Origin of the sequence: Jiangella endophytica, assembly GCF_003427025.1 — a bacterium.
In the GTDB taxonomy this organism is placed as follows: Bacteria; Actinomycetota; Actinomycetes; order Jiangellales; family Jiangellaceae; genus Jiangella; species Jiangella endophytica.
On sequence record NZ_QVAI01000010.1, the window covers coordinates 123,537 to 147,110 of the forward strand.

General features: G+C 72.4%; 26 protein-coding genes. 20 read left to right on the forward strand and 6 right to left on the reverse strand.

Features of this window, described 5'->3' with window-relative positions:
• The first annotated feature begins 19 nt into the window (after window positions 1-19).
• Genes DZA62_RS20180 through DZA62_RS20195 form a run of 4 tightly spaced genes read left to right on the forward strand, consistent with a single transcriptional unit; the run spans window position 20 to window position 3,614 of the window.
• Window positions 20-955: an ABC transporter ATP-binding protein gene (locus tag DZA62_RS20180; protein ID WP_116950713.1), complete on the forward strand. Its 936-nt coding sequence runs from the start codon at window positions 20-22 to the stop codon at window positions 953-955.
• Window positions 952-1,761, forward strand: coding sequence for an ABC transporter permease (locus DZA62_RS20185; RefSeq protein WP_198663998.1), 810 nt, complete (start codon window positions 952-954; stop codon window positions 1,759-1,761). The genes DZA62_RS20180 and DZA62_RS20185 overlap by 4 nt, the downstream gene beginning before the upstream one ends.
• A gap of 33 nt (window positions 1,762-1,794) precedes the next feature.
• Entirely contained in the window at window positions 1,795-3,012 is a 1,218-nt protein-coding gene (locus DZA62_RS20190) for a sensor histidine kinase (protein WP_232827556.1), read from the forward strand.
• Entirely contained in the window at window positions 3,009-3,614 is a 606-nt protein-coding gene (locus DZA62_RS20195) for a response regulator transcription factor (RefSeq protein WP_198663999.1), read from the forward strand. Before DZA62_RS20190 ends, DZA62_RS20195 begins: the two co-directional genes overlap by 4 nt.
• A gap of 236 nt (window positions 3,615-3,850) precedes the next feature.
• Here the strand turns inward: DZA62_RS20195 and DZA62_RS20200 are convergent, their stop codons facing one another.
• Window positions 3,851-5,233, reverse strand: a complete 1,383-nt coding sequence (locus DZA62_RS20200) for a DNA polymerase IV (RefSeq protein ID WP_116950716.1) — start codon at window positions 5,231-5,233, stop codon at window positions 3,851-3,853.
• Window positions 5,234-5,388: 155 nt separating this feature from the next.
• Between DZA62_RS20200 and DZA62_RS20205 the strand changes: the two genes are divergently transcribed.
• From DZA62_RS20205 to DZA62_RS20220, 4 genes are all read left to right on the forward strand, one after another.
• Window positions 5,389-5,799 carry a universal stress protein gene (locus DZA62_RS20205; RefSeq protein WP_116950717.1) on the forward strand — a complete coding sequence of 137 codons (411 nt, stop codon included), beginning with the start codon at window positions 5,389-5,391 and terminating at the stop codon, window positions 5,797-5,799.
• Window positions 5,800-5,816: 17 nt separating this feature from the next.
• Window positions 5,817-6,389, forward strand: a complete 573-nt coding sequence (locus DZA62_RS20210; RefSeq protein ID WP_116950718.1) for an HhH-GPD-type base excision DNA repair protein — start codon at window positions 5,817-5,819, stop codon at window positions 6,387-6,389.
• A 5-nt stretch (window positions 6,390-6,394) separates the two neighbouring features.
• Window positions 6,395-7,999 (forward strand): SpoIIE family protein phosphatase, encoded by a 1,605-nt coding sequence (locus DZA62_RS20215; protein WP_116950719.1) that lies wholly within the window; start codon window positions 6,395-6,397, stop codon window positions 7,997-7,999.
• Window positions 8,000-8,061: 62 nt separating this feature from the next.
• Window positions 8,062-9,636, forward strand: coding sequence for an RNA polymerase sigma factor (locus DZA62_RS20220; RefSeq protein WP_408619275.1), 1,575 nt, complete (start codon window positions 8,062-8,064; stop codon window positions 9,634-9,636).
• A gap of 57 nt (window positions 9,637-9,693) precedes the next feature.
• Here DZA62_RS20220 and DZA62_RS20225 read toward each other — a convergent pair whose 3' ends face one another.
• Together DZA62_RS20225 and DZA62_RS20230 are read right to left on the reverse strand one after the other, a co-directional pair.
• Window positions 9,694-10,083, reverse strand: a complete 390-nt coding sequence (locus DZA62_RS20225; protein ID WP_116950721.1) for a hypothetical protein — start codon at window positions 10,081-10,083, stop codon at window positions 9,694-9,696.
• A gap of 71 nt (window positions 10,084-10,154) precedes the next feature.
• Window positions 10,155-10,730, reverse strand: a complete 576-nt coding sequence (locus DZA62_RS20230) for a dihydrofolate reductase family protein (RefSeq protein ID WP_116950722.1) — start codon at window positions 10,728-10,730, stop codon at window positions 10,155-10,157.
• Between the two features lie 108 nt (window positions 10,731-10,838).
• Here DZA62_RS20230 and DZA62_RS20235 point away from each other — a divergent pair, with 108 nt between their 5' ends.
• Entirely contained in the window at window positions 10,839-11,579 is a 741-nt protein-coding gene (locus DZA62_RS20235) for an arginase family protein (protein ID WP_116950723.1), read from the forward strand.
• Here DZA62_RS20235 and DZA62_RS20240 read toward each other — a convergent pair.
• Window positions 11,576-12,358, reverse strand: a complete 783-nt coding sequence (locus DZA62_RS20240) for a GNAT family N-acetyltransferase (protein WP_157987793.1) — start codon at window positions 12,356-12,358, stop codon at window positions 11,576-11,578. The two genes, DZA62_RS20235 and DZA62_RS20240, sit on opposite strands and share 4 nt — an antisense overlap.
• A 67-nt stretch (window positions 12,359-12,425) precedes the next feature.
• On the opposite strand from DZA62_RS20240, the gene DZA62_RS20245 reads away from it, so the two are divergent.
• Window positions 12,426-13,022, forward strand: a complete 597-nt coding sequence (locus DZA62_RS20245) for a rhomboid family intramembrane serine protease (RefSeq protein WP_116950725.1) — start codon at window positions 12,426-12,428, stop codon at window positions 13,020-13,022.
• Here the strand turns inward: DZA62_RS20245 and DZA62_RS20250 are convergent.
• Window positions 12,976-13,401, reverse strand: coding sequence for a hypothetical protein (locus tag DZA62_RS20250; RefSeq protein ID WP_157987794.1), 426 nt, complete (start codon window positions 13,399-13,401; stop codon window positions 12,976-12,978). The genes DZA62_RS20245 and DZA62_RS20250 overlap by 47 nt on opposite strands.
• Before the next feature lie 59 nt (window positions 13,402-13,460).
• Between DZA62_RS20250 and DZA62_RS35830 the strand changes: the two genes are divergently transcribed.
• Together DZA62_RS35830 and DZA62_RS35835 are read left to right on the forward strand one after the other, a co-directional pair.
• On the forward strand, window positions 13,461-13,757 hold the full coding sequence (locus DZA62_RS35830; RefSeq protein WP_157987795.1) for an ArsR/SmtB family transcription factor: 297 nt from the start codon (window positions 13,461-13,463) through the stop codon (window positions 13,755-13,757).
• On the forward strand, window positions 13,754-14,164 hold the full coding sequence (locus DZA62_RS35835; RefSeq protein ID WP_157987796.1) for an SRPBCC family protein: 411 nt from the start codon (window positions 13,754-13,756) through the stop codon (window positions 14,162-14,164). The genes DZA62_RS35830 and DZA62_RS35835 overlap by 4 nt, the downstream gene beginning before the upstream one ends.
• A gap of 14 nt (window positions 14,165-14,178) precedes the next feature.
• On the opposite strand, the gene DZA62_RS20260 is transcribed toward DZA62_RS35835, so the two are convergent.
• Window positions 14,179-14,451, reverse strand: a complete 273-nt coding sequence (locus DZA62_RS20260) for a DUF7455 domain-containing protein (protein WP_232827545.1) — start codon at window positions 14,449-14,451, stop codon at window positions 14,179-14,181.
• Window positions 14,452-14,662: 211 nt separating this feature from the next.
• On the opposite strand from DZA62_RS20260, the gene DZA62_RS20265 reads away from it, so the two are divergent.
• The 8 genes from DZA62_RS20265 to mnhG all read left to right on the forward strand — a co-directional run bounded on the left by DZA62_RS20265 (window position 14,663) and on the right by mnhG (window position 23,573).
• Window positions 14,663-16,762, forward strand: a complete 2,100-nt coding sequence (locus tag DZA62_RS20265; RefSeq protein WP_116950728.1) for a DNA gyrase/topoisomerase IV subunit B — start codon at window positions 14,663-14,665, stop codon at window positions 16,760-16,762.
• Window positions 16,763-16,920: 158 nt separating this feature from the next.
• Window positions 16,921-17,325 (forward strand): hypothetical protein, encoded by a 405-nt coding sequence (locus DZA62_RS20270; RefSeq protein ID WP_116950729.1) that lies wholly within the window; start codon window positions 16,921-16,923, stop codon window positions 17,323-17,325.
• A 91-nt stretch (window positions 17,326-17,416) separates the two neighbouring features.
• Window positions 17,417-20,323 carry a Na+/H+ antiporter subunit A gene (locus tag DZA62_RS20275; protein ID WP_116950888.1) on the forward strand — a complete coding sequence of 969 codons (2,907 nt, stop codon included), beginning with the start codon at window positions 17,417-17,419 and terminating at the stop codon, window positions 20,321-20,323.
• Window positions 20,320-20,799 carry a Na(+)/H(+) antiporter subunit C gene (locus DZA62_RS20280; protein ID WP_116950730.1) on the forward strand — a complete coding sequence of 160 codons (480 nt, stop codon included), beginning with the start codon at window positions 20,320-20,322 and terminating at the stop codon, window positions 20,797-20,799. Before DZA62_RS20275 ends, DZA62_RS20280 begins: the two co-directional genes overlap by 4 nt.
• A complete protein-coding gene (locus DZA62_RS20285) occupies window positions 20,796-22,385 on the forward strand; it encodes a Na+/H+ antiporter subunit D (protein ID WP_116950731.1) in 1,590 nt (529 codons plus the stop codon). The genes DZA62_RS20280 and DZA62_RS20285 overlap by 4 nt, the downstream gene beginning before the upstream one ends.
• Window positions 22,382-22,960, forward strand: coding sequence for a Na+/H+ antiporter subunit E (locus DZA62_RS20290; RefSeq protein WP_198664001.1), 579 nt, complete (start codon window positions 22,382-22,384; stop codon window positions 22,958-22,960). Before DZA62_RS20285 ends, DZA62_RS20290 begins: the two co-directional genes overlap by 4 nt.
• On the forward strand, window positions 22,957-23,229 hold the full coding sequence (locus DZA62_RS20295) for a monovalent cation/H+ antiporter complex subunit F (protein WP_116950732.1): 273 nt from the start codon (window positions 22,957-22,959) through the stop codon (window positions 23,227-23,229). The genes DZA62_RS20290 and DZA62_RS20295 overlap by 4 nt, the downstream gene beginning before the upstream one ends.
• Window positions 23,226-23,573, forward strand: a complete 348-nt coding sequence (gene mnhG, locus DZA62_RS20300) for a monovalent cation/H(+) antiporter subunit G (protein WP_116950733.1) — start codon at window positions 23,226-23,228, stop codon at window positions 23,571-23,573. The genes DZA62_RS20295 and mnhG overlap by 4 nt, the downstream gene beginning before the upstream one ends.
• Window position 23,574: the final 1 nt, after the last annotated feature.

Here is a 23,574-nt window from a genome sequence, read left to right on the forward strand (position 1 = left end):
GCGGCTCGAGGAGGCGGACATGGCTGAGGTCGTCGAGGTCTCCGACGTGCGCCGCAGCTACGGCGACTACGAGGCCGTGCGCGGCGTGACGTTCTCCGTCGCGCGCGGCGAGCTGTTCGCGCTGCTCGGCACGAACGGCGCCGGCAAGACGTCCACCCTGGAGGTGGTCGAAGGGCTGGCCCGGCCCAGCGGCGGCCTGGTCCGGGTGCTCGGCCGCGACCCCTATGCCGACCGCGCCGCCGTCCGGCCGCGTATCGGCGTCATGCTGCAGCAGGGCGGGTTCCCGGCCGACCTCACGGTGACGGAGACGGCGGCGATGTGGGCGGGGACGCTCACCGCGCCGCGCCCGGTCGCCGAGGCGCTGGACCTGGTCGACCTCGCCCATCGCACGAACGTCCCGGTCAAGCAGCTCTCCGGCGGCGAGCGGCGCCGGCTCGACCTCGCGCTCGCCGTCCTGGGACGGCCGGACGTGCTGTTCCTGGACGAGCCGACCACCGGGCTGGACCCGGAGAGCCGGCGCAACACCTGGGAGCTGGTCCGCACGCTGCTGGACGACGGCGCCACGGTGCTGCTGACCACCCACTACCTGGACGAGGCGGAGGAGCTGGCCGACCGGCTGGCGATCATGCACCAGGGCCGGATCGTCCGCACCGGCACGGTCGCGGAGGTGGTCGCCTCGCAGCCTGCGACGGTGTCGTTCGCGCTGCCGCCGTCGGTGCCGCGGGACCGCCTGCCCGACCTGGCAGGGACGCTCGTCGTCGACGACGGCGACCGGCTGGAGATGCACACGGACACCATGCAGGCGACGTTGACCGGCCTGCTGGTGTGGGCCCGTGACCACGGCGTCGAGCTGCGGGAGCTGTCGGCCCGGCCGGCGTCGCTGGAGCAGGCGTTCCTGGCGGTGGCGTCGTCGCCGTCGTCCCCGGAGCCGGAACGAGCGGAGGTGGCGGCATGAGTGCCGTGATGACGGCCGGATCGGTGCGCCGGGTGCGCGCGCTGGCGACGGCGGAGGTGCGGCTGCTGGTGCGCAACCGCACGGCGATGTTCACGGCGCTGGCGCTGCCGGTGCTCACCGTCGCGGTGCTCAGCTCGATCGGGTTCGGCGAGGAGACCGACCTGCCGCTCGGCGCGGTCGTCGTGACGATGCTGGCCGGGTTCGCGCTGCTCTACGTCGTCTACTACAACCTGGTGTCGGCGTACGTGGCCAGGCGCGAGGAGCTGGTGCTCAAGCGGCTGCGGGTCGGTGAGCTGCGCGACGGCGAGATCCTGGCGGGGACGGCGCTCCCGTCGATCGTCGTGGCGGTCGCGCAGGTCGTGCTGACCGCCGTCGTCTCCGCCATCGTGTTCGGGCTGGACGCGCCCCCGAACGTGGTGGTCGCGGTGCTGGCGATCGTCGCCGGTGTGGTCATGTTCGTGCTGCTGGCCGCCGCGTCGACCGCGTTCACCCGCAACGTCGAGATGGCGCAGGTCAGCACGCTGCCGGTGCTGTTCCTCTGCATGGGCAGCCTGATCTTCTCCGGCGTCGTGGTCCCGGCCGACTCGGTGCCGGACCGCGTACGCGAGGTCGCGCAGTTCATCCCGCTGACGCCGGTCGTCGATCTCGTGCAGCTCGGCCTGACCGGGCAGACGCCCGACGGCGACACCGTCGGGTTCGGGGCCAGCTGGGCCGAGGCCGTCAGCCCGGCGGCCATCCTGGTCGCCTGGATCGCGATCGGCGTGTGGGCGTTGCGTCGCTGGTTCCGCTGGGAGCCGCGAGGCTGATGCCGGCGGCGTGACAAGCTGATGTCCGTGTCGATGGTGAGCCGGTGGTGGGAGGAGCGCAGCGCGCCGCAGCGTTTCGACCTCTACACCCGCGGCACCCTCTACTCCATGCTGGCGGCCGAGCCGCTGCTGGCCCTGCTGGTGGCGTCGTCCAGCGAGGACCTCGGATCGGGCGCCGCGCTCGCCGTCTTCGTCGGCCTGGCCACCGCGCACGCCGTGCTCGGTCTCGTCGTCGTGCGGGGCGGGGTGGAGTGGTACCTCGGCCGCGGCTCCTGGCCGTACCGGTGGACGGTGGTGCTGCTGGTGGTGACGGTGTGCGCGGCGGCATCGGCGGTGTGGGCGTTCGGCTGGGAGCCCCCGTCGGAGCCGGGCGTCATCAGCGGCGCCGTGGCCACGCAGTTCGCCGTCATCATGCTGTGCGGCTTCACCGTCGGAGCGCTGACGCCGCGGCTGGACAGCCCGCGGCTGGCGCTGCTCGCGCTGGTGCTCGGCGGGGGCGCGGCGGTCGTCGGGCTCCTCAGCGACTGGCCGCAACCCAGCGCCGTCGGCACCGGGTTGGCCGGGGTGTTCGCCTACCTCGGCGGCTGGTCGGCCTTCCGGGCGTCGATCTGGATGCTCGGCATCGTGTGGGAGCTGGACCGGTCGCGACAGGTGCAGGCCGACCTCGCCGTCGCCGAGGAACGGCTGCGCTTCGCCCGCGACCTGCACGACATCCTGGGCCGCAACCTGTCCGTCATCGCCGTCAAGAGCGAGCTGGCCGCCGCGCTCTCCCGGCGCGGGCGCGACGAGGCGGGCGACGAGATGATGGCCGTCCGCGACATCGCCCAGGAGTCGTTGCGCGAGGTCCGCGACGTCGTCCGCGGCTACCGCGAGGCCGACCTCACGACCGAGCTGGCCGGCGCGCGCTCCGTGCTCCGCTCGGCCGGCGTCTCGACCCGCGTCGTCGGCGAGGTGGACCAGCTGCCGCCGGACGTGCAGGCGGTCCTCGGCTGGGTGGCCCGCGAGGGCACCACCAACGTGCTGCGGCACAGCTCCGCGTCCACCTGTGTCATCACCGTCGCCCGGCTCGATGGGAGCGTGACCCTGACCATGGAGAACGACGGTGTTCGCGCGCCGTCCGGCGCCGCCGGCTCCGGACTGTCCGGGCTGGCGGAACGGCTGGGCGAGCTGGGCGGCTCGCTGACGGCCGACCGGATCGACGGCGGCCGGTTCCGGCTCGCCGCCCGCGTGCCGTCGGAGGTGACCTCGTGATCCGTGTCCTGCTCGCCGACGACGAGAACCTCATCCGCTCCGCGCTGCGGGCGCTGCTGTCGCTGGAGGACGGCATCGAGGTGGTCGCCGAGGCCGCCACCGCCGACGAGGCGCTGGCCATGGCCCGGGCGCACACCCCCGACGTGGCCGTGCTGGACCTCCAGCTGCCGGATCGCGACGGCATCGCGCTCGCCGCCGACCTGCGGCGGGAGCTCCCGTCGTGCCGGACGATGATCGTCACCAGCCACGGCCGGCCCGGCTACCTCAAGCGCGCGCTGGCCGGGGGAGTCGGCGGCTTCCTGCCCAAGACCGTGTCGGCGTCGGTGCTGGCGCAGGTCGTCCGGACGGTGCACGAAGGTGGCCGCTACGTCGACCCGGAACTGGCGGCCGAGGCCATCAGCGCCGGCGACAGCCCGCTGACGGCGCGTGAGGCGGACGTCCTGGAACTGGCCGCCGAGGGTGCGCCGGTCGAGGAGATCGCTCGCCGGGCCGCGTTGACGCCCGGGACCGTGCGCAACTACCTCTCGTCGGCGGCGTCGAAGCTCGGCGCCGCCAATCGGCACGAGGCCGTTCACGTCGCTCGTCGCCACGGGTGGATCTGAGTTGATCACGTTAAGTGGGGCTACTCCCGCTCCAGTAGGCATGCATGCCTGGTGAACCGGGAGAACGCCTGGGGCAGGGGCGGGCAATCGCTTTCCGCGTCGCGCGTCGACCCGGCCTAGGCGGGCAATCGCTTTCCGCGTCGCGCGTCGGCCTGGCCCAGGCGTTCTCCCGCTTCGGTAGGCATGCATGGGTGGTGGAGCGGGTGCACCCCTACTTGACGTGATCAACTCCGGGCTCAGGCGGCGGGCACGGGGTCGGTGGGGATCGGCGGCGGGGGAGCGGGCGTCAGCTCCGGATCGTCGGCGGCGAAGGTCCGGACGGGGCCCGGCGGGGTGGCGGCGGTTTCGAAGCGGACCGTGACCCGCCCGCGTCCGGACCCCCACACCCAGCCCGCGCCGTGCTCCGCATGCACGACGTCCATGCCGGGGGACCAGCCGCGCCGCTCGTGCAGGACCTCCTCGACCTGGCCGGCCGGGTCGACGGCGGCACCGGCCGCACCGGCCGCACCGGCCGCACCGGCGGCACCGGCGTCGTCGGCGGGAGCGGCGGGAGCGGCGTCGGAGACGAACAGGTCGTCCTGGACCCAGTCGGACAGGCCCGACACGCCGACGCCGAGCAGGCGGACTCCGCCGGTCGTGTCGACGTCGGCGAGCAGGCGGGTCGCCACACGCGACATGACGCGGACGTCGTCCGTGGGGGCGGGCAGGGTGGCCGAGCGGGACAGGGTGGTGAAGTCGTGCAGCCGCGTCTTCAGCGTGATGGTGCGCCCGGACAGTCCGGCCTTGACCAGTCGCGAGGCCACCCGCTCGGCCAGCCGGGCGACGATCGCCACCAGCAGCGCGGGGTCGGTGAGGTCGCGGTCGAAGGTGTCCTCGACGCTGACGGACTTGGACTCGCGGTCGGCGCTGACGGGGCGGTCGTCGCGCGCGAGCGAGAGCCGGTGCACCGAACGGCCGTGCGCCTCGCCGAGCAGGTCGACGAGGTCGGGCTCGGTGATGCGAGCGAGGTCGCCGACGGTCTTGACGCCGAAGCGGGTGAGCCGGGCGGCCGTCGCGGGGCCGACGCCGGGCAGGGCGCGGATCGGCAGCGGGTGCAGCAGGTCGAGCTCCGTCCCCGGCTCGATGACCAGCAGGCCGTCGGGTTTGGCCTGCTCGGAGGCGATCTTGGCCATCAGCTTGGACGCGGCGACGCCGACGGAGGCCGTCACGCCGGTCTCATCGACGATCGTCGATCGCAGGGCGGCGGCGAGCGCGCGGACCTCGGCGGCGGACGTGGGGACGCCACCGTCGCGGGCGGCGAGGTCGACGAACGCCTCGTCCAGCGACAGCGGCTCGACCACCGGCGACAGCGTCCTCAGGCGCGCCATGACCACCGCGCTGACCACCCGATAGACGCCGAACCGGCCGGACAGGTAGGCGGCGTGCGGGCAGCGCGACCGAGCCTCGCTCATCGACATGGCCGACCGGACGCCGAAGACGCGCGCCTCGTAGGACGCCGTCGACACCACACCGCGCGGCCCCAGCCCGCCCACGATGACCGGTTTGCCGCGAAGGGACGGCTTGTCGCGCTGCTCGACCGAGGCGAAGAATGCGTCCAGGTCGAGATGGAGGACGCGCATGTCCCGATCGTCGCACGCCGCAACGGGACCGGGCCAACGCCGACCGCGAGGTCACAGCGGCAGCGATTCCCGCAAGGGAAAGGAAAACCCGCGCCGATGCCTGCGGTACGGTTGCGCCGCGACCGGAGTTCACGCCGGAGTGAGAGAAGGTTCCGATGACCGCGATCGTCGTGGGCTACGTCCCCAAGTCCGAGGGCCGGGCCGCACTGCGCCGGGCTGCCGAGGAGGCCCGGCTGCGCGGTGCGCGGCTGGTGGTCGTCAACTCCGCCCGGGGCGGGCGTGACTTCGACGACGAGGACGCCGTTCGCGCCGACGCCGAGCTGGCCGCCGTCAGCCAGCAGCTGAAGGACGCCGGCATCGAGGCCGAGGTGCGCCAGCTGGTGCGCGGCATGGACGTCGCCGAGGACCTCATCGCGGTGGCGGAGGAGCACGCGGCCGACATCATCGTCATCGGCCTGCGCCGCCGCAGCCCGGTCGGAAAGTTGATCTTGGGAAGCAACGCCCAGCGTATTCTGTTGGACGCACCGTGCCCTGTCCTGGCCGTCAAGGCCGAGGACGTGGACTGAGAAGGGTTCCCGCGACCGTGACCACCTTGTACCTGGCCGGCACCGCCGACGCCGACGCGCTGCTGGCCCGCGACCCGTTCGCGCTGCTCACCGGCATGCTGCTGGATCAGCAGGTGCCCATGGAGAAGGCGTTCTCGGGTCCGGCGGTCATCGCGGAGCGCATGGGCGTCGACCACCTCGACCCCGCGGCCATCGCCGCGCACGACCCCGAGGCGTTCGCCGAGATCTTCTCGCGCACCCCGGCCGTGCACCGGTTCCCCGGGTCCATGGCCGCGCGGGTGCAGAAGGTGGCCGGGTACGTCGCCGAGCACTACGGCAACGACGCGGCGAACATCTGGGCCGACGCCGCCACCGGCGCCGAGCTGCTGAAGCGGCTCAAGGCGCTGCCCGGGTTCGGCGAGCAGAAGGCGAAGATCATGGTCGCGCTGCTGGGCAAGCAGATCGGCGTGCGGCCCGACGGCTGGCGCGAGGCCGCCGGCGACTACGGCGCCGAGGGCGCCACCCGGTCGGTGGCCGACGTCGTCGACGCCGACACCCTGGTGCAGGTCCGGGCGACGAAGCGTGAGATCAAGCGTGCGGCGAAGGCCTAGCGACGATGCGACCGGCTGACGCCCAGCGCCTGCTCGGTGCGCTGGCCGGCGTCGACGCTCCCGTGGGATTCGCGGTGTTCGACGACGAACACCGTTTCCTGGCCATCAACGCCGCCCTGGCGGAGCGGTCCGGCAAGGGCATCGCCGACCACCTCGGGCGGACGCCGGCCGACGTGCTGCCGCCCGAGCTGGCCGCCCACACCGACGAGATGATCGAGCGGGTCCTGCGCACCGGCGAGTCGGTCGAGGCCGAGGAACCGGCCGTCTCCGGGCGCACCGACACCTACCACCTGCATTCCTCCTGGTACCTGGTCGACGAGGGGCGCGGCCGCGAGGTGGCCATGTTCGTCGTCGACGACACCTCGCACCAGCGCGCCATCTCGTCGCTGCGCCGCAGCCGGGCCCGCAACGCGCGGCTGCTCGAGGTGTCCGACGTGCTGTCGCGGGCGGTGTCGGTGCGCGAGGTCGCCGACGGCGCCGCCGCCATCGGGCGGCGCAACGCGCAGGCGCTGCGGACCGCCGTCACGCTGATCGGCCCCAACGGCCGCCCGTACCCCGTCACCACCGGATTCGGTGAGGACGACCACGTCGTCGCCTGGCCGCACCAGGCCGTCACACCGACCGACGAGGTGCTGCGCAGCGGCTGGCCGATGTTCCTCGGCAGCCGCGACCGCGCCCGGGCCGCCGCGCCCGGCGACCCCGTCTTCGGCGAGTTCCTGGACCACACCGACGAACGCGCCTGGGCGGTGCTGCCGCTGGCCGGCGAGGACGGCTGCGTCGGCGCCGTCCGGTTCTCCTTCGCCACCGAGCAGGAGTTCGACTCCGACCAGTGCCGGTTCCTGCGCGCCGTCGCCCAGCAGTGCTCACTGGCCTTCGCCCGCGCCCGGCTGTTCGAGCGGGAGCGGACGGCGGCCGCGTCGCTCAGCCAGGGGCTGTTGCCGCGCCGGCTGCCGACGGTGGCCGGCATCGAACTGGCGGCGCGCAGCCGCACCGACGTGGGGGAGCACTCCGTCGGCGGCGACTGGTACGACGCGCTGGTCATGCCCGACGGCGAGCTGGCCCTGGTGGTCGGCGACGTCATGGGTCACGGCGTCACCGCGGCCAGCGCGATGGGCCAGATGCGGGCGGCGCTGCGGGCGCTCGCTCTCACCGACCCCGATCCCGCGGCGGTGCTCGGCGGGCTCGACCGGCTGGTCGAGCGCGACGACGCCGTCGAGATGGTGACCGTCGTCTACGCCCTGGTCGATCCCCTCAACGGGACCGTCCGGGTCGGCGACGCCGGTCATCTGCCCCTGATCCGCATCCCCGAGGTGGGCGCCGTCGAGCTCGTCGACGCCGGCGCCGGCACCACGCCGATCGGCGTCACCGAGCCGCGGTCGACGCAGTCCGTGCGGCTGTGGCCGGGTGACGTGCTGATCGCGTTCACCGACGGGCTGATCGAGAGCCGGCTGCGTTCCCTGGAGGAGGGCTTCGCCCAGCTGCTGCGTTGCCTCGAGGAACAACGCGGAGTGTCGCTCGAGCAACTGCTCGACGCGGTCGTCCGGCGCATGCAGATCGACGGCGCCGCCGACGATCAGACGATTCTCGCGCTACGGTGGGCCGGGCGATGACAACTACGGACGTGTGCGGCGGCCTTTCGGGATGAACGGGACCCTGTCGCTGTGCCACAATGATGTGTTGCCGTCGCCACCTCGCGTACTGCGCTGCCCCTAACCAAGACATCGAGAGGTCGTACGTGTCGTCGAGCTCGTCCAGCACCAAGAACGCCCGGATCCTGGAGCTGCCGTCGGTCCAGGCGCTCGTCAGCCAGGGACGGAAGTCGGGCTCGGTCACCGCCGAGGACGTCCGGGTCGCCTGTGGTGCGGCCAACCTGGCGATGAAAGAGAGCCGGTTCGTTGTCGAGCATTTGAAGTCGACCGGTATTACCGTCGAGGTAGCGGCGGCGGACTCGCGGAGTCCGCGCAAGCGTGTCGCTGCGGCGACGTCCACCCGTCCCACCCCGGTGGCGATCGCGGCAGCCAAGAAGACCGAGCCGGCGGCCAGGAAAGGCGAGGGATCTGTGAAAACGGCGGTGAAGAAGGCGAAAGCCGACGTCCACGACGCGGCCGATGCCGGCCTTGCTGAGGAGCCCGCGGCGGCGGCGCCCAAGACGCGGGGTCGCAAGAAGGTCGCGAAGGCGGGCGAAGCACCCGCCAAGGCGGCCGGCGGCACCGGCTCCGACGGCGAACCCGACCCCGGCGAACTGGCCGCCGAGGAAGCCAAGATCGAGGACGAGGGCTTCATCCTCTCCGAGGACGACGACACCGACGAGCCGGAGCAGCAGGTCGCCGTCGCCGGCGCCACGGCCGACCCGGTCAAGGACTACCTCAAGCAGATCGGCAAGGTCCCGCTGCTGAACGCCGGCGAGGAGGTCGAGCTCGCCAAGCGCATCGAGGCCGGCCTGTTCGCCGAGGAGAAACTCGCCGAGGACGCCGACATGCCGGCGAAGCTCCGCAACGAGCTGGAGTGGATCGCCGAGGACGGCCGCCGGGCCAAGAACCACCTGCTGGAGGCCAACCTCCGCCTCGTCGTCTCGCTGGCCAAGCGCTACACCGGCCGCGGCATGCTCTTCCTCGACCTCATCCAGGAAGGCAACCTCGGCCTCATCCGCGCGGTCGAGAAGTTCGACTACACCAAGGGCTTCAAGTTCTCCACCTACGCCACGTGGTGGATCCGGCAGGCCATCACCCGCGCCATGGCCGACCAGGCCCGCACCATCCGCATCCCGGTGCACATGGTCGAGGTCATCAACAAGCTGGCCCGGGTGCAGCGGCAGATGCTGCAGGACCTCGGCCGCGAGCCCACCCCGGAGGAGCTGGCCACCGAGCTGGACATGACCCCCGAGAAGGTGGTCGAGGTCCAGAAGTACGGCCGCGAGCCCATCTCGCTGCACACTCCGCTCGGCGAGGACGGCGACAGCGAGTTCGGCGACCTCATCGAGGACTCCGAAGCCATCGTCCCGGCCGAGGCGGTCTCGTTCACGCTGCTGCAGGAGCAGCTGCACGCGGTGCTCGACACCCTCTCCGAGCGCGAGGCCGGTGTGGTGTCCATGCGCTTCGGCCTCACCGACGGCCAGCCGAAGACTCTCGACGAGATCGGCAAGGTCTACGGGGTCACCCGCGAGCGCATCCGGCAGATCGAGTCCAAGACCATGTCCAAGCTGCGCCACCCGTCGCGGTCCCAGGTGCTGCGCGACTACCTGGACTGACGCCTTCGGCGTTCGACGGCCCCGTCCCGGCCTTCCGGGACGGGGCCGTTTCGCGTTCTAGTCGGTCAGTTCGAGGTCCATCAGGTGCGCCTCGCCGTCGCCGTCGTCGCGGACCAGGCAGCTGTAGCTGGACCGCAGCAGCGCGCCCAGGCCGTTCTCCGAGGCGACCGTGCCCTCGACCCGCCAGCGTCCGTCGCCGAGCGGCGTGACGTCCGGGCGCTGGAAGTCGGCGGTGTCGGGAGCGTCGAGCCGCCCCCGCACGAAGCCCTCGCAGACGTACCGGGCCGCGTGCTCGTCCATGCCGTCGGGTTCGGGGGGACCATCGTCGCCGCGCAGGGCGCCGCCCATGGTCATCATCGTGATGGTGGCGACCACGCCGACCACGCCGAGGCTGGCATACACCAGCCGCGAGCGGGCGTACCACTCCGTTCGCAGATGCTCGCTCATGCCGCCCGACCCCCATCGGCCACCCATGTCCGTGCCTGGGGAGGCTACGCCGGGGCCGGGACACAACTCGTCTAGCGGCCGGCGGGGCGGTAGGTGAGCAGCAGGACGTCGGGGCCGACGGAGCGCGAGGAGACCAGGGCGAGGTCCGCCGGGGCGGCGCCGGCGCCGAACAGGCGCTTGCCGCGCCCCAGCACCACCGGGTGGAGCATCAGCCGGTACTCGTCGACGAGGTCGTGGTCGCGCAGGGCGCCGACGAGGGTGGCGGAGCCGGCGACGAGGATGTCGCCGTCGTAGCGGGACTTGAGCGCCGCGACCGCGCCCGGCAGGTCGCCGGCCACGACCGTGGTGTTCTCCCAGGCCGGCTCGGTGAGCGTCGTCGAGACGACGACCTTGGGCATCTCGTTCATCATGACGCCGAACTCGCCGGTGGTCTCCTTCATGGCCGGCCAGGCGGCGGCGAACTCCTCGTAGGTGACGCGGCCGAGCAGCTGTACGTCGGCGGCCCGCAGCTCCTCGAGCTTGAACTGCTGGCCGTCGGGGGCGGGGAACCGGAACGTCCACCCGCCGAAGTCGGTGCCCTCGGCACCGCCCGGGTCCTCGATGACGCCGTCGAGGGACACGAACTCGCTGACGACTACCTTGCCCATGATCCTTCTCCCATCGGGTGCCGATGGAATCGACGCTAGGACCGGGCACCGGTCCGCCGTCAGGTCCGATCCGTGCGCCGATTCGAGGACCAATGGCACAATCGCCCGATGACGCGCATCCTCGTGCCGTACCACCTCGACGAGCATCGGCCCGGCCTCGACGTGCCGTACGAGGCGGACGCGACGCTGACGCGTGAGCTGGCCGGCGACGACGTGTGGGGACGGCTGGCCGGGCTGTACGCCGACGTCGCCGACGCCGTGGCGGCGGACGTCCGGGGCGGTCAGGTGCCGTTGGTGATGTCCGGCGACTGCATGGTCTCGCAGGCGGTGGTCGCGGGCGTGCAGCGCGCACACGACGGCGTCCCACCCTCGATCGTCTGGTTCGACGCGCACGGCGACGTCCAGACGCTGGAGACGACGGCGTCGGGGTACCTGGGCGGCATGCCGCTGCGCATGCTGGCCGGCTACCGTCCCGACCTGGTCGCCGACGGGCTCGAGCTGGCGCCGGTGCCCGAGGACCGCATCGTCCTGGTCGACGGGCGCGACCTCGACCCGCCGGAGCGCGACTACCTGGCCGCGTCGGAGATCCGGCAGGTCTTCGCCGCCGAGCTCGACGCCGGCACCGTGCCGCCCGGCCCGGTCTACCTGCACGTCGACCTCGACGTCGTCGACGGCGCGCTGCTGCCGGGCCTGCTGTTCCCGGTCGCCGGCGGTCCGTCGGCCGACGAGGTCGGTCAGGCGGTGCGCCGGGTGCTCGACACGGGACGGGTCGCGGCGGTCGGTCTGGGCTGCACCTGGCACGACGGACATGGCGCGGCCGAGCGGGTGCGCGCCGCCCTGCCGTTCTAGCGCGGCCGGCGGACCAACTCGACGGTGCCGCCGGTGCGGCGGGCGCCGAACCTCGCGAACAGCGCGTTGGAGCCGTCGTTGGTCTCGTCGACCTCGCAGACCACCTCGGCGTCGCCGCGCTCGCGCACGACGCCGAGCACCCGCGCCACCAGCGCGCGGGCCAGGCCGCGTTGCCGGAACTCCGGCCGCACGCCGATCAGGCCCAGTCGCGGCACCGCCGGAACCGCCCGGATCCACACCCGCACCAGCCCGGCGTATCCGCCGCTGCCGCCGTCGACCGCGATCAGATAGGTCGACGGGTCGAACTCCGGGTCGTCGAACGTCTGACGGCGGAACGACTCCGGGTCGCTGCGCCAGACCCCGGTGCCGGGGACGTCGCGGCGCAGGTCCTGGTCGAGCGTGTTGAGCCGGACGAGGTCGGCGTCGGCGGCGGAGACCACCGTGAAGCCGTCCGGCCGCGTGTCCGGCCACCCGCCCGCCACGCCCGGCGGCGCCGTGGGCACGGCATACAGGTGCTCGCGCCGGACGACGGCGAAGCCGCGGCTGGTCAGTGCCGCGAGCCGGTCGCCGTCGTCCTCGTCGGCCTGGGCGTAGAGATCGCCCGGCTGCACGACGTCAGCCCCCAGAGCGGTGTCCAGCAGCGGCCCGTCGGCGCCGCCCTGCAGCGCGAGGTACGCGCGGTCGTCGGGACGGATCAGCAGCCGCAGCCCGCCGGCGGCGGTGCCGTCGGAGCGCAAAGCGACCCAGTGGTCCGGCGCTTCCCGCCGCACGGTGATCACGATCGCCGACGCTAGCCGGGCCGCCGTCGCGGCGGCCACCGATTTTCCGCCCGCATAGACTGGCGACATGTCGTCCTCGGGCCAGGTCACGCCGCGTCGATCCGTGCCGCCGGCCCTCGCGGCCACCCTGCCGGTGTTCGTCCTGGTGCTGCTCATGTGGGCCGAGGAGATCATCGACTCCTTCCCGGGCGTCGACCTCGACCAGTACGGCATCCGCCCGCACGACCCCGAGGGCCTCGTCGGCATCGTCACGGCGCCGTTCCTGCACGGCGGGTTCGGCCACCTCATCGCCAACACCGGCGCGTTCCTGGTGCTGGGCTGCCTCATCGCCATGACGACGCGGCGCTTCTGGCCGGTGACCATCGGCGTGGCGCTGGTCGGCGGGTTCGCGACCTGGCTCGCGGCCTCGCCCAACACCGTGCACATCGGCGCCAGCGGGCTGGTCTACGGCTACGCCGCGTTCCTGGTGGCGTGGGGCGTGTTCAGCCGCCGGGCGCTGTCCGTCGTGGTGGCGGTGATCGTGGTGCTGATGTACGGCGGCATCGTCATCGGCGTGCTGCCCGGCCAGCCCGGCATCTCGTGGCAGGGGCACCTGTTCGGAGCGCTGGCCGGCGTGCTCATGGCGTGGCTGTTGCGGGGGAGCGCGACGAAGACTCCCGCGTGAACCGCATGTCCATCCAGTGCCGCCACGCGCCGTCGTCGAGCCGCTCCCATCGGGCCGCCATGCTCGCGCCGTCGTCGGCCACGACGAGCCGCGCGCGCGAATCGGCGCCGGTCAGCGTCAGCACGCCCGGCGACCCGGCCGCGACGGTCATCGTGGCGGCGACGCCGTCACTGTCGTAGGACCGCGCGATGTCGCCCTCGAACACCTCCAGCGCCTGGTAGTGCCGCCCGTCGATTCTGACGTCGACCTGGTGCAGCAGGAAGTGCCGGCCGGGCAGCCACTCGTAGACGTCGCTGCCCTCGATGCGCACGACGGGGTCGTCCACGGTCTCGCCGGCCGATCGCCAGGCCCCGACCAGTGCGTCCAGTCCCTCCACCACGAGATCCTCCGTTAGGCTGTGTAAGCAATGTCTTACACAGACTAACGCCTGGGAGGGACGTGGACGACGCACTGCGCGCGGTCGCCGACCCGACCCGCCGGGCGATCATGGAGTTGGTGCGTGACGGCGAGTGCTGCGCCGGCGACATCGCGACGCGGTTCCCGGCGATGAGCCGCCCGGCCGTGTCGCAGCACCTCAAGGTGCTCGCCGACGCGGGCCTGGTGGACGTGCGGCGCGACGGCAACCGTCGGCTCTACGCGCTGCGGCCGGAGGGCCTGGCCGACGCGGCCGGATTCATCGAGCGCATGTGGTCCACGCAACTGCGGCGGCTCAAGGAAGCGGTGGAGAACGAGTGATCGAGCAGACGATCCGCATCGACGCGCCGCCGGAGCGGGTGTGGGCCTACTTCACCGACCCGGGCAAGCTGGCGCGGTGGTGGGGGAGAGCCGAGGCGGACCCGCGCCCGGGCGGGACCCTGCGCGTCGCGATGGACGGCGGGCCAGAGCCGGTGATGCGGGGCGAGTTCGTCGAGCTGGCGCCGTACGAGCGGCTGGTGTTCACGTTCGGCTGGGAGCCGGGGCCCGGTGTGCCGGACGTCGCGCCCGGCGCCTCGCGCGTCGAGGTCGACCTCCGGCCCGACGGGACCGGCACCGTCGTGACCGTCCGCCACGGTGGTCTGCCGGCGACGCTGGGCGGCGAGACCACCGATGGCTGGCGGATAGTGCTCGGCCGCCTCGCGAAGGAGGCGGCCGCCGGTCTCTGAGAAGAAGCGGGGGGTCAGTCGGTAACGGGGGTGGGCTGGGGCTGGAGGCGGTCGGTCTCGTCGTGCCACTCCACCGCGATGGGGCGGAGCTTGGCCTCGTGCCGGCGGCCGTGGTGACCGCAGAACAGCAGCTCGCCCTCGTTCAGGACGACGCGGATGTACGCCTGGGCACCGCAGCTGTCGCAACGGTCGACGGCCTTGAGAGGGCTGGTAGCGAGAGCCGTAGTAGTCACGTCGCCTGCCTTCCTGATCGTTGGTCCACCGAGAGATCCGGTGGTGTCGTGCATCCGTACCAACATGTAATCACCCCCAGGCGTTCCCGCATCTCGAGTGTGGGGTGGTTCGCTCTGCGCGTAATCGGCGCAGCTGTGACACTGGTCACCTGATCGACTCGTCAACACGTTCGGACGAGACCGCTCCAGCGCGCCTGCGCCGGTTCCGCCGGCCGCAGGGCTTACTCTGGCAACGCATGTGCTCACCGCAAGGAGGAACCGACACGTGACCGCCGAGCGAGCCGAGGCCCCGACCTCCGGTGGCGACTACACCGCCCGCCATCTGTCGGTGCTCGAGGGCCTGGAAGCCGTGCGCAAGCGGCCGGGCATGTACATCGGCTCCACCGACTCCCGCGGCCTCATGCACTGCCTCTGGGAGATCATCGACAACGCCGTCGACGAAGCGCTGGGCGGGTTCTGCGACCGCGTCGAGGTCGTCCTGCACGCCGACGGCTCGGCCTCGGTGGCCGACAACGGCCGCGGCATCCCGGTCGACACCCACGCGAAGTCGGGGCTGTCCGGCGTCGAGGTCGTCTACACCAAGCTGCACGCCGGCGGGAAGTTCGGCGGCGGCTCCTACGCGGCCACCGGCGGCCTGCACGGCGTCGGCGCGAGCGTCGTCAACGCACTGTCGGTCCGGGTCGACGTCGAGGTCGACCGCGGCGCCCGCACGCACGCCATGTCGTTCCGCCGCGGCGAGCCCGGTGTATGGGACGGCGACGGCCCGGCGGCCGCGTTCGCGCCGTTCACCGACCACTCCGAGCTGCGGGTCACCGGCCGGGTCGCCAAGCGGGTCACCGGCACCCGGGTCCGCTTCTACGCCGACCGGCAGATCTTCCTGCGCGACGCCGCGTACTCCTGGGACGACCTCATCTCCCGCGCCCGCCAGACGTCGTACCTGGTCCCGGGCCTGCAGCTGGTGGTCCGCGACGAACGCGCCGACGAGGTCGTCCAGGAGACGTTCCGGCACGACGGCGGCATCAGCGAGTTCGTCGAGTTCCTCGGCCCGGGCGCGGCGGTCACCGACGTCCTGCGGCTCACCGGCGAGCAGACCTTCCGCGAGACCGTCCCCGTCCTCGACGACGACGGTCAGCTGGTCAGCAAGGACACCGAGCGGGTCTGCCAGGTCGACGTCGCGCTGCGCTGGGACACCGGCTACGACACCGTCGGCCGCTCGTTCGTCAACGTCGTCGCCACGCCGAAGGGCGGCACCCACGTCGCAGGGTTCGAGCAGGGCCTGCTCAAGGCGCTGCGCGACCAGATCAAGGTCAACGCGCGGCGGCTCAAGGCCGGCAACGACAAGATCGAGAAGGACGACGTGCTCGAGGGACTCACCTCGGTGGTCACCGTCCGGCTCGACGAGCCGCAGTTCGAGGGGCAGACGAAGGAGGTGCTCGGCACGGCGGCGGTCCGCTCCATCGTCGCCGGCGTCGTCGAGCGCGAGTTGAAGACCGTCCTGACCTCGACGAAGCGGGCCGACAAGGCACAGGCGTCGCTGCTGCTGGAGAAGGTCGTCGCGGCGGCGAAGGCCCGCGTGGCGGCGCGGCTGCACAAAGAGACCGTCCGCCGCAAGAACGCGCTCGAGACCAGCTCGCTGCCGACCAAACTGGTCGACTGCCGGTCCAACAGCCTCGAGCGCTCCGAGCTGTTCATCGTCGAGGGCGACTCCGCGCTGGGCACCGGGCGTTCGGCCCGCGACGCCGAGTACCAGGCGCTGCTGCCCATCCGCGGCAAGATCCTCAACGTGCAGAAGGCGTCCGTCGCCGACATGCTGAAGAACGCCGAGTGCGCCGCCATCATCCAGGTGCTCGGCGCCGGCAGCGGGCGCAGCTTCGACCTCGATCAGTCGCGCTACGGCCGGGTCATCCTGATGACCGACGCCGACGTCGACGGCGCGCACATCCGCACCCTGCTCATCACGCTCTTCTACCGGTACATGAAGCCGTACGTCGAGGCCGGCCGGCTGTTCGCCGCCATGCCGCCGCTGCACCGCATCGAGCTGGCCAACCCGAAGAAGGGCCAGGACAAGTACGTCTACACGTACACCGACGCCGACCTCGACCGCACCCTGCGCGACCTCGCTCGCAAGGGCGTCCGGGTCAAGGAGACCCCGCAGCGCTACAAGGGCCTCGGCGAGATGGACCCGGAACAGCTGGCCGAGACCACCATGGACCCCCGGCATCGCCGGCTGCGGCGCATCAACGCCAAGGACGCCGAGCAGTCCGAGAAGGTCTTCGAGTTGCTGATGGGCAACGACGTCGCGCCGCGCAAGGAGTTCATCATCGCCGGCGCCGCCGAGCTCGACCGCGCCCGCATCGACGCCTGATCCCTGGGAGATTCCTCACCTCGGGGGCCGGAATACCGGTGCCGAGCCGCTGGTGACCGCGAATCCCGTGGTCGGCGCGGCAAGCCGCCGGTCCGGAGGCCGGCCTCCGGACCGGTAGGGTAAGGGCGACGAACGAGCAGCCGGGGGAGGTACGACGCATGGTCAGCGCCTCCCGTGCCGTGCTCCGGGACGTCGTCGCGGCCCTGCTCGCCGCCGGACTCGTCGTCCTGGCGGCCGCCATGGTCACCGCGGGCGGCGACACCGTTCGCGGTCTCGGCCCGGCCATCCACCCGGCCGCCGAGATCACCCCCAACTCCCTGCCGCGCACCGACGCCGACCAGCAACTGCTCGACGACGCCGCCCGGCAGGCCGCCGACGACGGTCCCGCGCCGGCGACCGACCACGCCGGCCCTGACTCCGCCGCGATCGTCACCGACGCCGCGCCGTCCGCTGCCGCCGCCCACACCACCGCGGACAAGGTCCGCGACACCACCGCGCGACCCGCCGCGCCGGCGCCCGCCGGCACGGTCGACGGCCGCGCCCCTCCTGAACCCGGCGTCTGACCGTCCCCGTCCGTGTGAATGTGCCCCTGTGACCGTCCGCAGGCGGCACCATCGAAGGGTTTCCCGTGTCCGACCGTGAGAGCCGCTCATGATGCTGGCCCTGATCGCCGCGCACCTCGTCGCCGCGGCGCTGGCGCCTGCCCTGGTGACCTGGTTGCGCCGCCCGGCGTTGCTGCTGCTGGCCGTCGTCCCCGCCGCCGGGTTCGTCTGGGCCGTCGCGATGACCGGGGAGGTCCGCCATGGCGGCGCCGTCGAGCAGCGCGTCCGCTGGGTCGAGACGCTGGGGCTGGAGCTGTCGTTCCGCCTCACCACGCTCACCTGGGTGATGACCCTGCTGGTGACCGGCGTGGGCGCGCTGGTGCTGGCCTACTGCGCCTCCTACTTCCGCCGCGGCGACGCCGGCCTGCCGCGGTTCGCGGGGCTGCTCACGGCGTTCGCCGGTGCGATGCTCGGGCTGGTGCTGGCCGACGACCTGCTGGTGCTGTACGTGTTCTGGGAACTGACGACGGTCCTGTCGTACCTGCTCATCGGGCACAACCCGGAGCGCAAGGCGAACCGCCGGGCGGCCATGCAGGCGCTCATGGTGACGACGTTCGGCGGGCTGGCGATGCTGGTCGGCGTCATCGTCATCGGCCAGGCGGCCGGGACCTACCAGATCTCCGAGGTGCTGGCGAACCCGCCGGCGGGTGACGCGGTCACCGTCGCCGTCGTGCTGGTGCTGATCGGGGCCGTGTCGAAGTCGGCGCTGATCCCGTTCCACTTCTGGCTGCCCGGCGCCATGGCCGCGCCCACCCCCGTCAGCGCCTACCTGCACGCGGCCGCGATGGTGAAGGCCGGCATCTACCTCGTCGCGCTGTTCGCGCCGGCGTTCGCCGGGCTGATGCCGTGGCGGCCGTTGCTGCTGACCCTCGGCGTGCTGACGATGCTGCTCGGCGGGTTGCGGGCGCTGCGGCAGACCGACCTCAAGCTGCTGCTGGCGTACGGGACGGTGAGCCAGCTCGGCTTCCTGATCGTCCTGGTCGGCGCCGGGACCCGGTCCGCCGCGATGGGCGGCGTCGCGATGCTGGTGGCGCATGCGCTGTTCAAAGCCACGTTGTTCCTGGTGGTCGGCCTGGTCGACCGCGCGACCGGCACCCGCGACCTGCGCGAGCTGTCCGGGCTGGGTCGCAGGCTGCCGTTGCTCATGGTGACGTCGGTCCTGGCAGCCGCGTCGATGGCGGCGATCCCGCCGCTGGCCGGGTTCGTGGCCAAGGAGACCGCGTACGCCGCCGCTGTCGACATCGCCGAGACCGGCGACGGCACGGGCATCGGGGCCTTCGCCGGCTGGGCGCTGGTCGCCGGGCTGGCCGTCGGCTCAGCACTGACCGCCGCCTACAGCATCCGGTTCGTCTGGGGCGCGTTCGCCGTGAAGCCCGGAGTCGCGCCGATCGCCTCGTCCGACTGCCGGTTCCCGACGGCCGGGTTCGCCGCCGCGCCGGTCGTGCTGGCCTTCGGCGGGCTGGCGCTGGGCTTCCTCGGCCCGATCGAGACCGAGCTGCTGGAGCCGTACGCCGACCTGTTCCCCGAGGGTGCGCACGAGCCCGAGCTGGCGCTGTGGCACGGCGTCAACACCGCATTGCTGCTGTCGATCGCGTCGGTGCTGGTGGGCATCGTGCTGTTCCGCTGGCGCGACCGCGTCGACCGGGTCGAGGCCGCGCTCGCGCCGCGCACCGACGCCGAGGCGTCGTACCGAACCATCATGCGCGGCGTCGACCGGCTCGCCGTCGAGGTCACCGGCGCCACTCAGCGGGGTTCGCTGCCCAGCTACCTCGCCGTCATCTTCCTGGTGGTGGTCGCGGTGCCGGGCGGCGTGCTGGTGGCTCAGCAGTTGTGGGCCGACGGCCCCGGTGTGCGCGCGTGGGACAGCGTCGGGCAGGCCGTGGTCGCCGTCATCATGATCGCCTCGGCGGTGCTGGCCGCGCGGTCGCGGCGCCGGCTGAAGGCGGTGCTGCTGGCCGGTGGCACCGGCTACGGCATGGCGATGCTGTTCATCCTGCACGGCGCGCCCGACCTCGCGCTGACCCAGGTGCTGGTCGAGACCGTCACGCTGGTGATCTTCGTGCTGGTGCTGCGGCGGCTGCCGCCGTACTTCTCCGACCGGCCGCTGACGAAGTCGCGCTGGTGGCGCATCGGGCTCGGCGTCGCCGTCGGCATGGTGATGGCCGGGCTGGCGCTGGCCGCGTCCGGCGCCCGCACCGCCCAGCCGGTGTCCGACGGGTTCGCCGAGCCGGCCGTCTCGTACGGCGGCGGGCACAACATCGTCAACGTCACGCTGGTCGACATCCGCGCCTGGGACACGATGGGCGAGATCTCCGTCCTGGTCGTCGCCGCGACCGGCGTGGCCAGCCTGATCTTCCTCATCACCGGCCGCACCGGACGGTGGCGGCCGGACGACGCCATCGCCAGCGCGCCCGCCCCGCACGAGCGCCGCGCGCACCGCAACCTGTGGCTGCGGGCCGGGCGCACGGTCGCGCCGGAGGGCCGCTCGATCCTGTTCGAGGTGGTCACCCGGCTGGCCTTCCACGTCATCATCGTGTTCTCGATCTACCTGCTGTTCGTCGGGCACAACGCGCCGGGCGGCGGGTTCGCCGGTGGCCTGGTGGCGGGGCTGGCGCTGATGGTCCGCTACCTCGCCGGCGGCCGGCACGAGCTGAACGAGGCCGCGCCGGTCGACGCCGGCCTGGTGCTGGGCATCGGGTTGTTCATCGCCACGGGCAGCGGCATGGTGCCGCTGGCCTTCGGCGGCGACGTCCTGCAGAGCGCGGTCGTCGACTTCTCGCTGCCGCTGGTCGGGCATGTGCACTTCGTGACGTCGTTGTTCTTCGACATCGGCGTCTACCTCGTCGTCGTCGGGCTGATGCTCGACGTGCTGCGCAGCCTCGGCGGCGGCATCGACAAGCAGGCCGGCGACGACGCCGAGCCCGGCGAGGCCATCGAGTCCGCGGAGGGGGTGCGATGAGCCCGAACCTGGTCCTGGTCATCGTGGTCGGCGTGCTGTTCGCCGCCGGCGTGTACCTGCTGCTCGAGCGCAGCCTGACCCGCGTGCTGGTCGGCGTCATCCTCATCGGCAACGGCGTCAACACGCTGTTCCTGGTGGCGTCCGGGCCGGCCGGGCGGGCGCCCATCGTCGGCCTCAACGACGTCGACGACATGAGCGACCCGCTGCCGCAGGCGCTGGTGCTCACCGCCATCGTCATCACCCTCGGCGTGACGGCGTTCCTGCTGGCCATGGCCTACCGGGCCTGGCAGCTCAACGGCCACGACGAGGTCCAGGACGACGTCGAGGACGCCTCGATCCGCCGCCGCGCCGAGCGCGACGAGGTGTCGTCCAGCTACGACGACAGCGCCGGCGGCACGATGGACGAGGAAGGCAGTGACGAGACCGCGGGCGAGGGCGAACCGGCCGCCGTCGGAACCGAGGAGGAGCGCCCGTGAACGCGTCCGTGCTCGTCCCGCTGCCCGTCGTGCTGCCGCTGTTCGGCGCCGGGCTGGCGCTCGCGCTGGGCCGCTCGGCCCGGGCGCAGCGCGTGGTCAGCGTCGTCGTCCTCACCCTCGTGGTGGGCATCGCGGCCGTCCTGCTGGCCCGCGCCGACGCCGACGGCCCGCAGGTCATGCACGTCGGCGGCTGGCCCGCTCCGCTCGGGATCTCGCTGGTCGCCGACCGGCTGTCCGCGCTGATGCTGCTGGTGTCGGTGGTCGTGGCGCTCTGCGTCCTGCTGTACTCGCTGAGCCAGGGCCTGGTGGAGTACGGACCCGACACCCCGCTGTCGATCTACCACCCGACGTTCCTGATCCTGGTCGCGGGCGTGTCCAACGCGTTCCTGTCCGGCGACCTGTTCAATCTGTACGTCGGCTTCGAGATCCTGCTGGCCGCGTCGTACGTGCTGCTCACGCTGGGTGGCACGGCCGACCGTATCCGGGCCGGCAGCACCTACGTCGTGGTCAGCCTGGCGTCGTCGATCGTGTTCCTGACGGCGCTGGCGCTGGTGTACGCCGCCACCGGCACCGTCAGCCTGGCGCAGCTGGCCGGGCGGCTGGACGACCTGCCGTCCGGCGTCGCGCTGCTGCTGCAGCTCATGCTGCTGACGGCGTTCGCGATCAAGGCGGCGGTGTTCCCGCTGTCGGCCTGGCTACCGGACAGTTACCCGACCGCGCCGGCGCCGGTCACGGCGGTGTTCGCCGGGTTGCTGACGAAGGTCGGCGTCTACGCGATCATCCGGACGCAGACGCTGCTCTTCCCGGACAGCCCGCTGTCCGACCTGCTGCTGTGGGCGGCGCTGCTGACCATGGTGATCGGCATCCTCGGCGCCGTCGCGCAGGACGACCTCAAACGAATGCTGTCGTTCACCCTGGTCAGCCACATCGGCTACATGGTCTTCGGAGTGGCACTGGCCAGCGACGACGGCCTGTCCGGCGCCATCTACTACGTCGTGCACCACATCGTCATCCAGACCAACCTGTTCCTCGTCGCCGGCCTGATCGAGCGGCGCGGCGGCAGTACGTCGCTGGAGCGGCTGGGCGGGCTGGCGCGACTGTCGCCCGTGCTGGCGCTGCTGTTCTTCATCCCGGCGATGAACCTGGCCGGCATCCCGCCGTTCTCCGGGTTCCTCGGCAAGCTGGGCCTCATGCAGGCCGGCGTCGACAACGGGAGCTGGCTGGCGTACCTGCTGGTCGCAGGGAGCGTCGCCACCAGCCTGCTGACGCTGTACGCCATGGCGAAGGCGTGGAACCGCGCGTTCTGGCAGCCGCCGTCGCCTGAGGCGGAGGCAGAGGCGATCGCCACCGGGGCGACGACGGATCTGCACGGCAAGCCGGTGCGCACCGACGCGCCGCCGGTCTCCGGCAAGGTGGCCGTCGCCCTGCGGGCCGGTATGGCCGGGCCGGCCGCGGTCCTGCTGGCGGTCGGGGTCGCGTTGACGGTGTTCGCCGGGCCGCTGTTCGGGCTCACCGACCGCGCCGCCGCCGACCTGCGCGAACGCACCCCATACATCGAAGCCGTCCTGCCGGGAGGTGCACCGTGAGCACTGACACGTCGAACGACCTGCCGGGCGACGTGCCGTCGCGGCGCACCGGTGTGCAGTGGCCGATGCTGATCGGGCTGACGGTCGTCTGGGTGCTGCTGTGGGGCGGCCTCTCGGTGGCGAACGTGGTGTCCGGGCTGGTCGTGGCCGTCATCGTCACGCTGGTGTTCCCGCTGCCGCCGATCGTGTTCGGCGGCCGCCTCCGGGTGCGCGGGCTGGCCGTGCTGATCGGCCGGTTCGTGGTCGAGCTGATGGTCGCCAGCGTGCAGGTCGCCGGTCAGGCGCTGCGGCTCGGGCGGCAGCCGTTGAACGCCGTCATCGAGGTCGACCTGCGCAGCCACTCCGACCTCTACCTGACGCTCACCGCCGAGTTGCTGTCGCTCGTCCCCGGCAGCCTCGTCGTCGAGGTCCGCCGCTCGACGTCGACGCTGTTCCTGCACGTCCTGGGCGTGCGCAACGAAGCCGACGTCGAGGAGGCGCGGCGGCGGGCGCTGCTGCAGGAGGAACGGGTCATGCGGGCGCTGGCGTCGGACGAGGAACTGGCCGCTTATCTGTCCGAGGGGGTGGGCCGATGACCGTCGTGATCTGGGTGTGTGCGGCCATGCTGAGCATCGCCGCCGTCCTGGTGCTGACCCGGATGGCCGTCGGCCCGACCATGCTCAACCGGGTCGTCGCGATGGACGTGCTGATCGCCATCGTCGTCGCCGGCCTCGGACTGGAGGCCGCGCTGAACCGGCACGCCACGACGTTGCCGATCCTGGTCGTCCTCTCGCTGGTCGGCTTCGTCGGCTCCGTCAGCGTCGCCCGCTTCGCCACCCACGACGACAAGGGGGAGGGCTCGTGAACTGGTTCGACATCGTCTCGGCCGCCTGCCTGCTGGCCGGGTGCGCGCTGTCGCTGATCGCCGCGATCGGCCTGATCCGGTTCCCGGACCTGCTCAGCCGCATGCACGCCGGCACCAAGCCGCAGGTGCTCGGCCTGCTGTTCATCCTCGTCGGCGTCGGCCTGCGGCTGCGCGACTGGAGCGACGTCGGCATGCTGCTGGCGGTCGCGATGTTCCAGCTGATGACCGCCCCGGTGGCGGCGCACATGGTCGGCCGGGCCGCATACCGGCGCGGCGCCGTTCGTCGCGACACGCTGCTGGTCGACGAGCTGACGCCGGCCCTGGAGGCCGAGAACCGCGACTGAG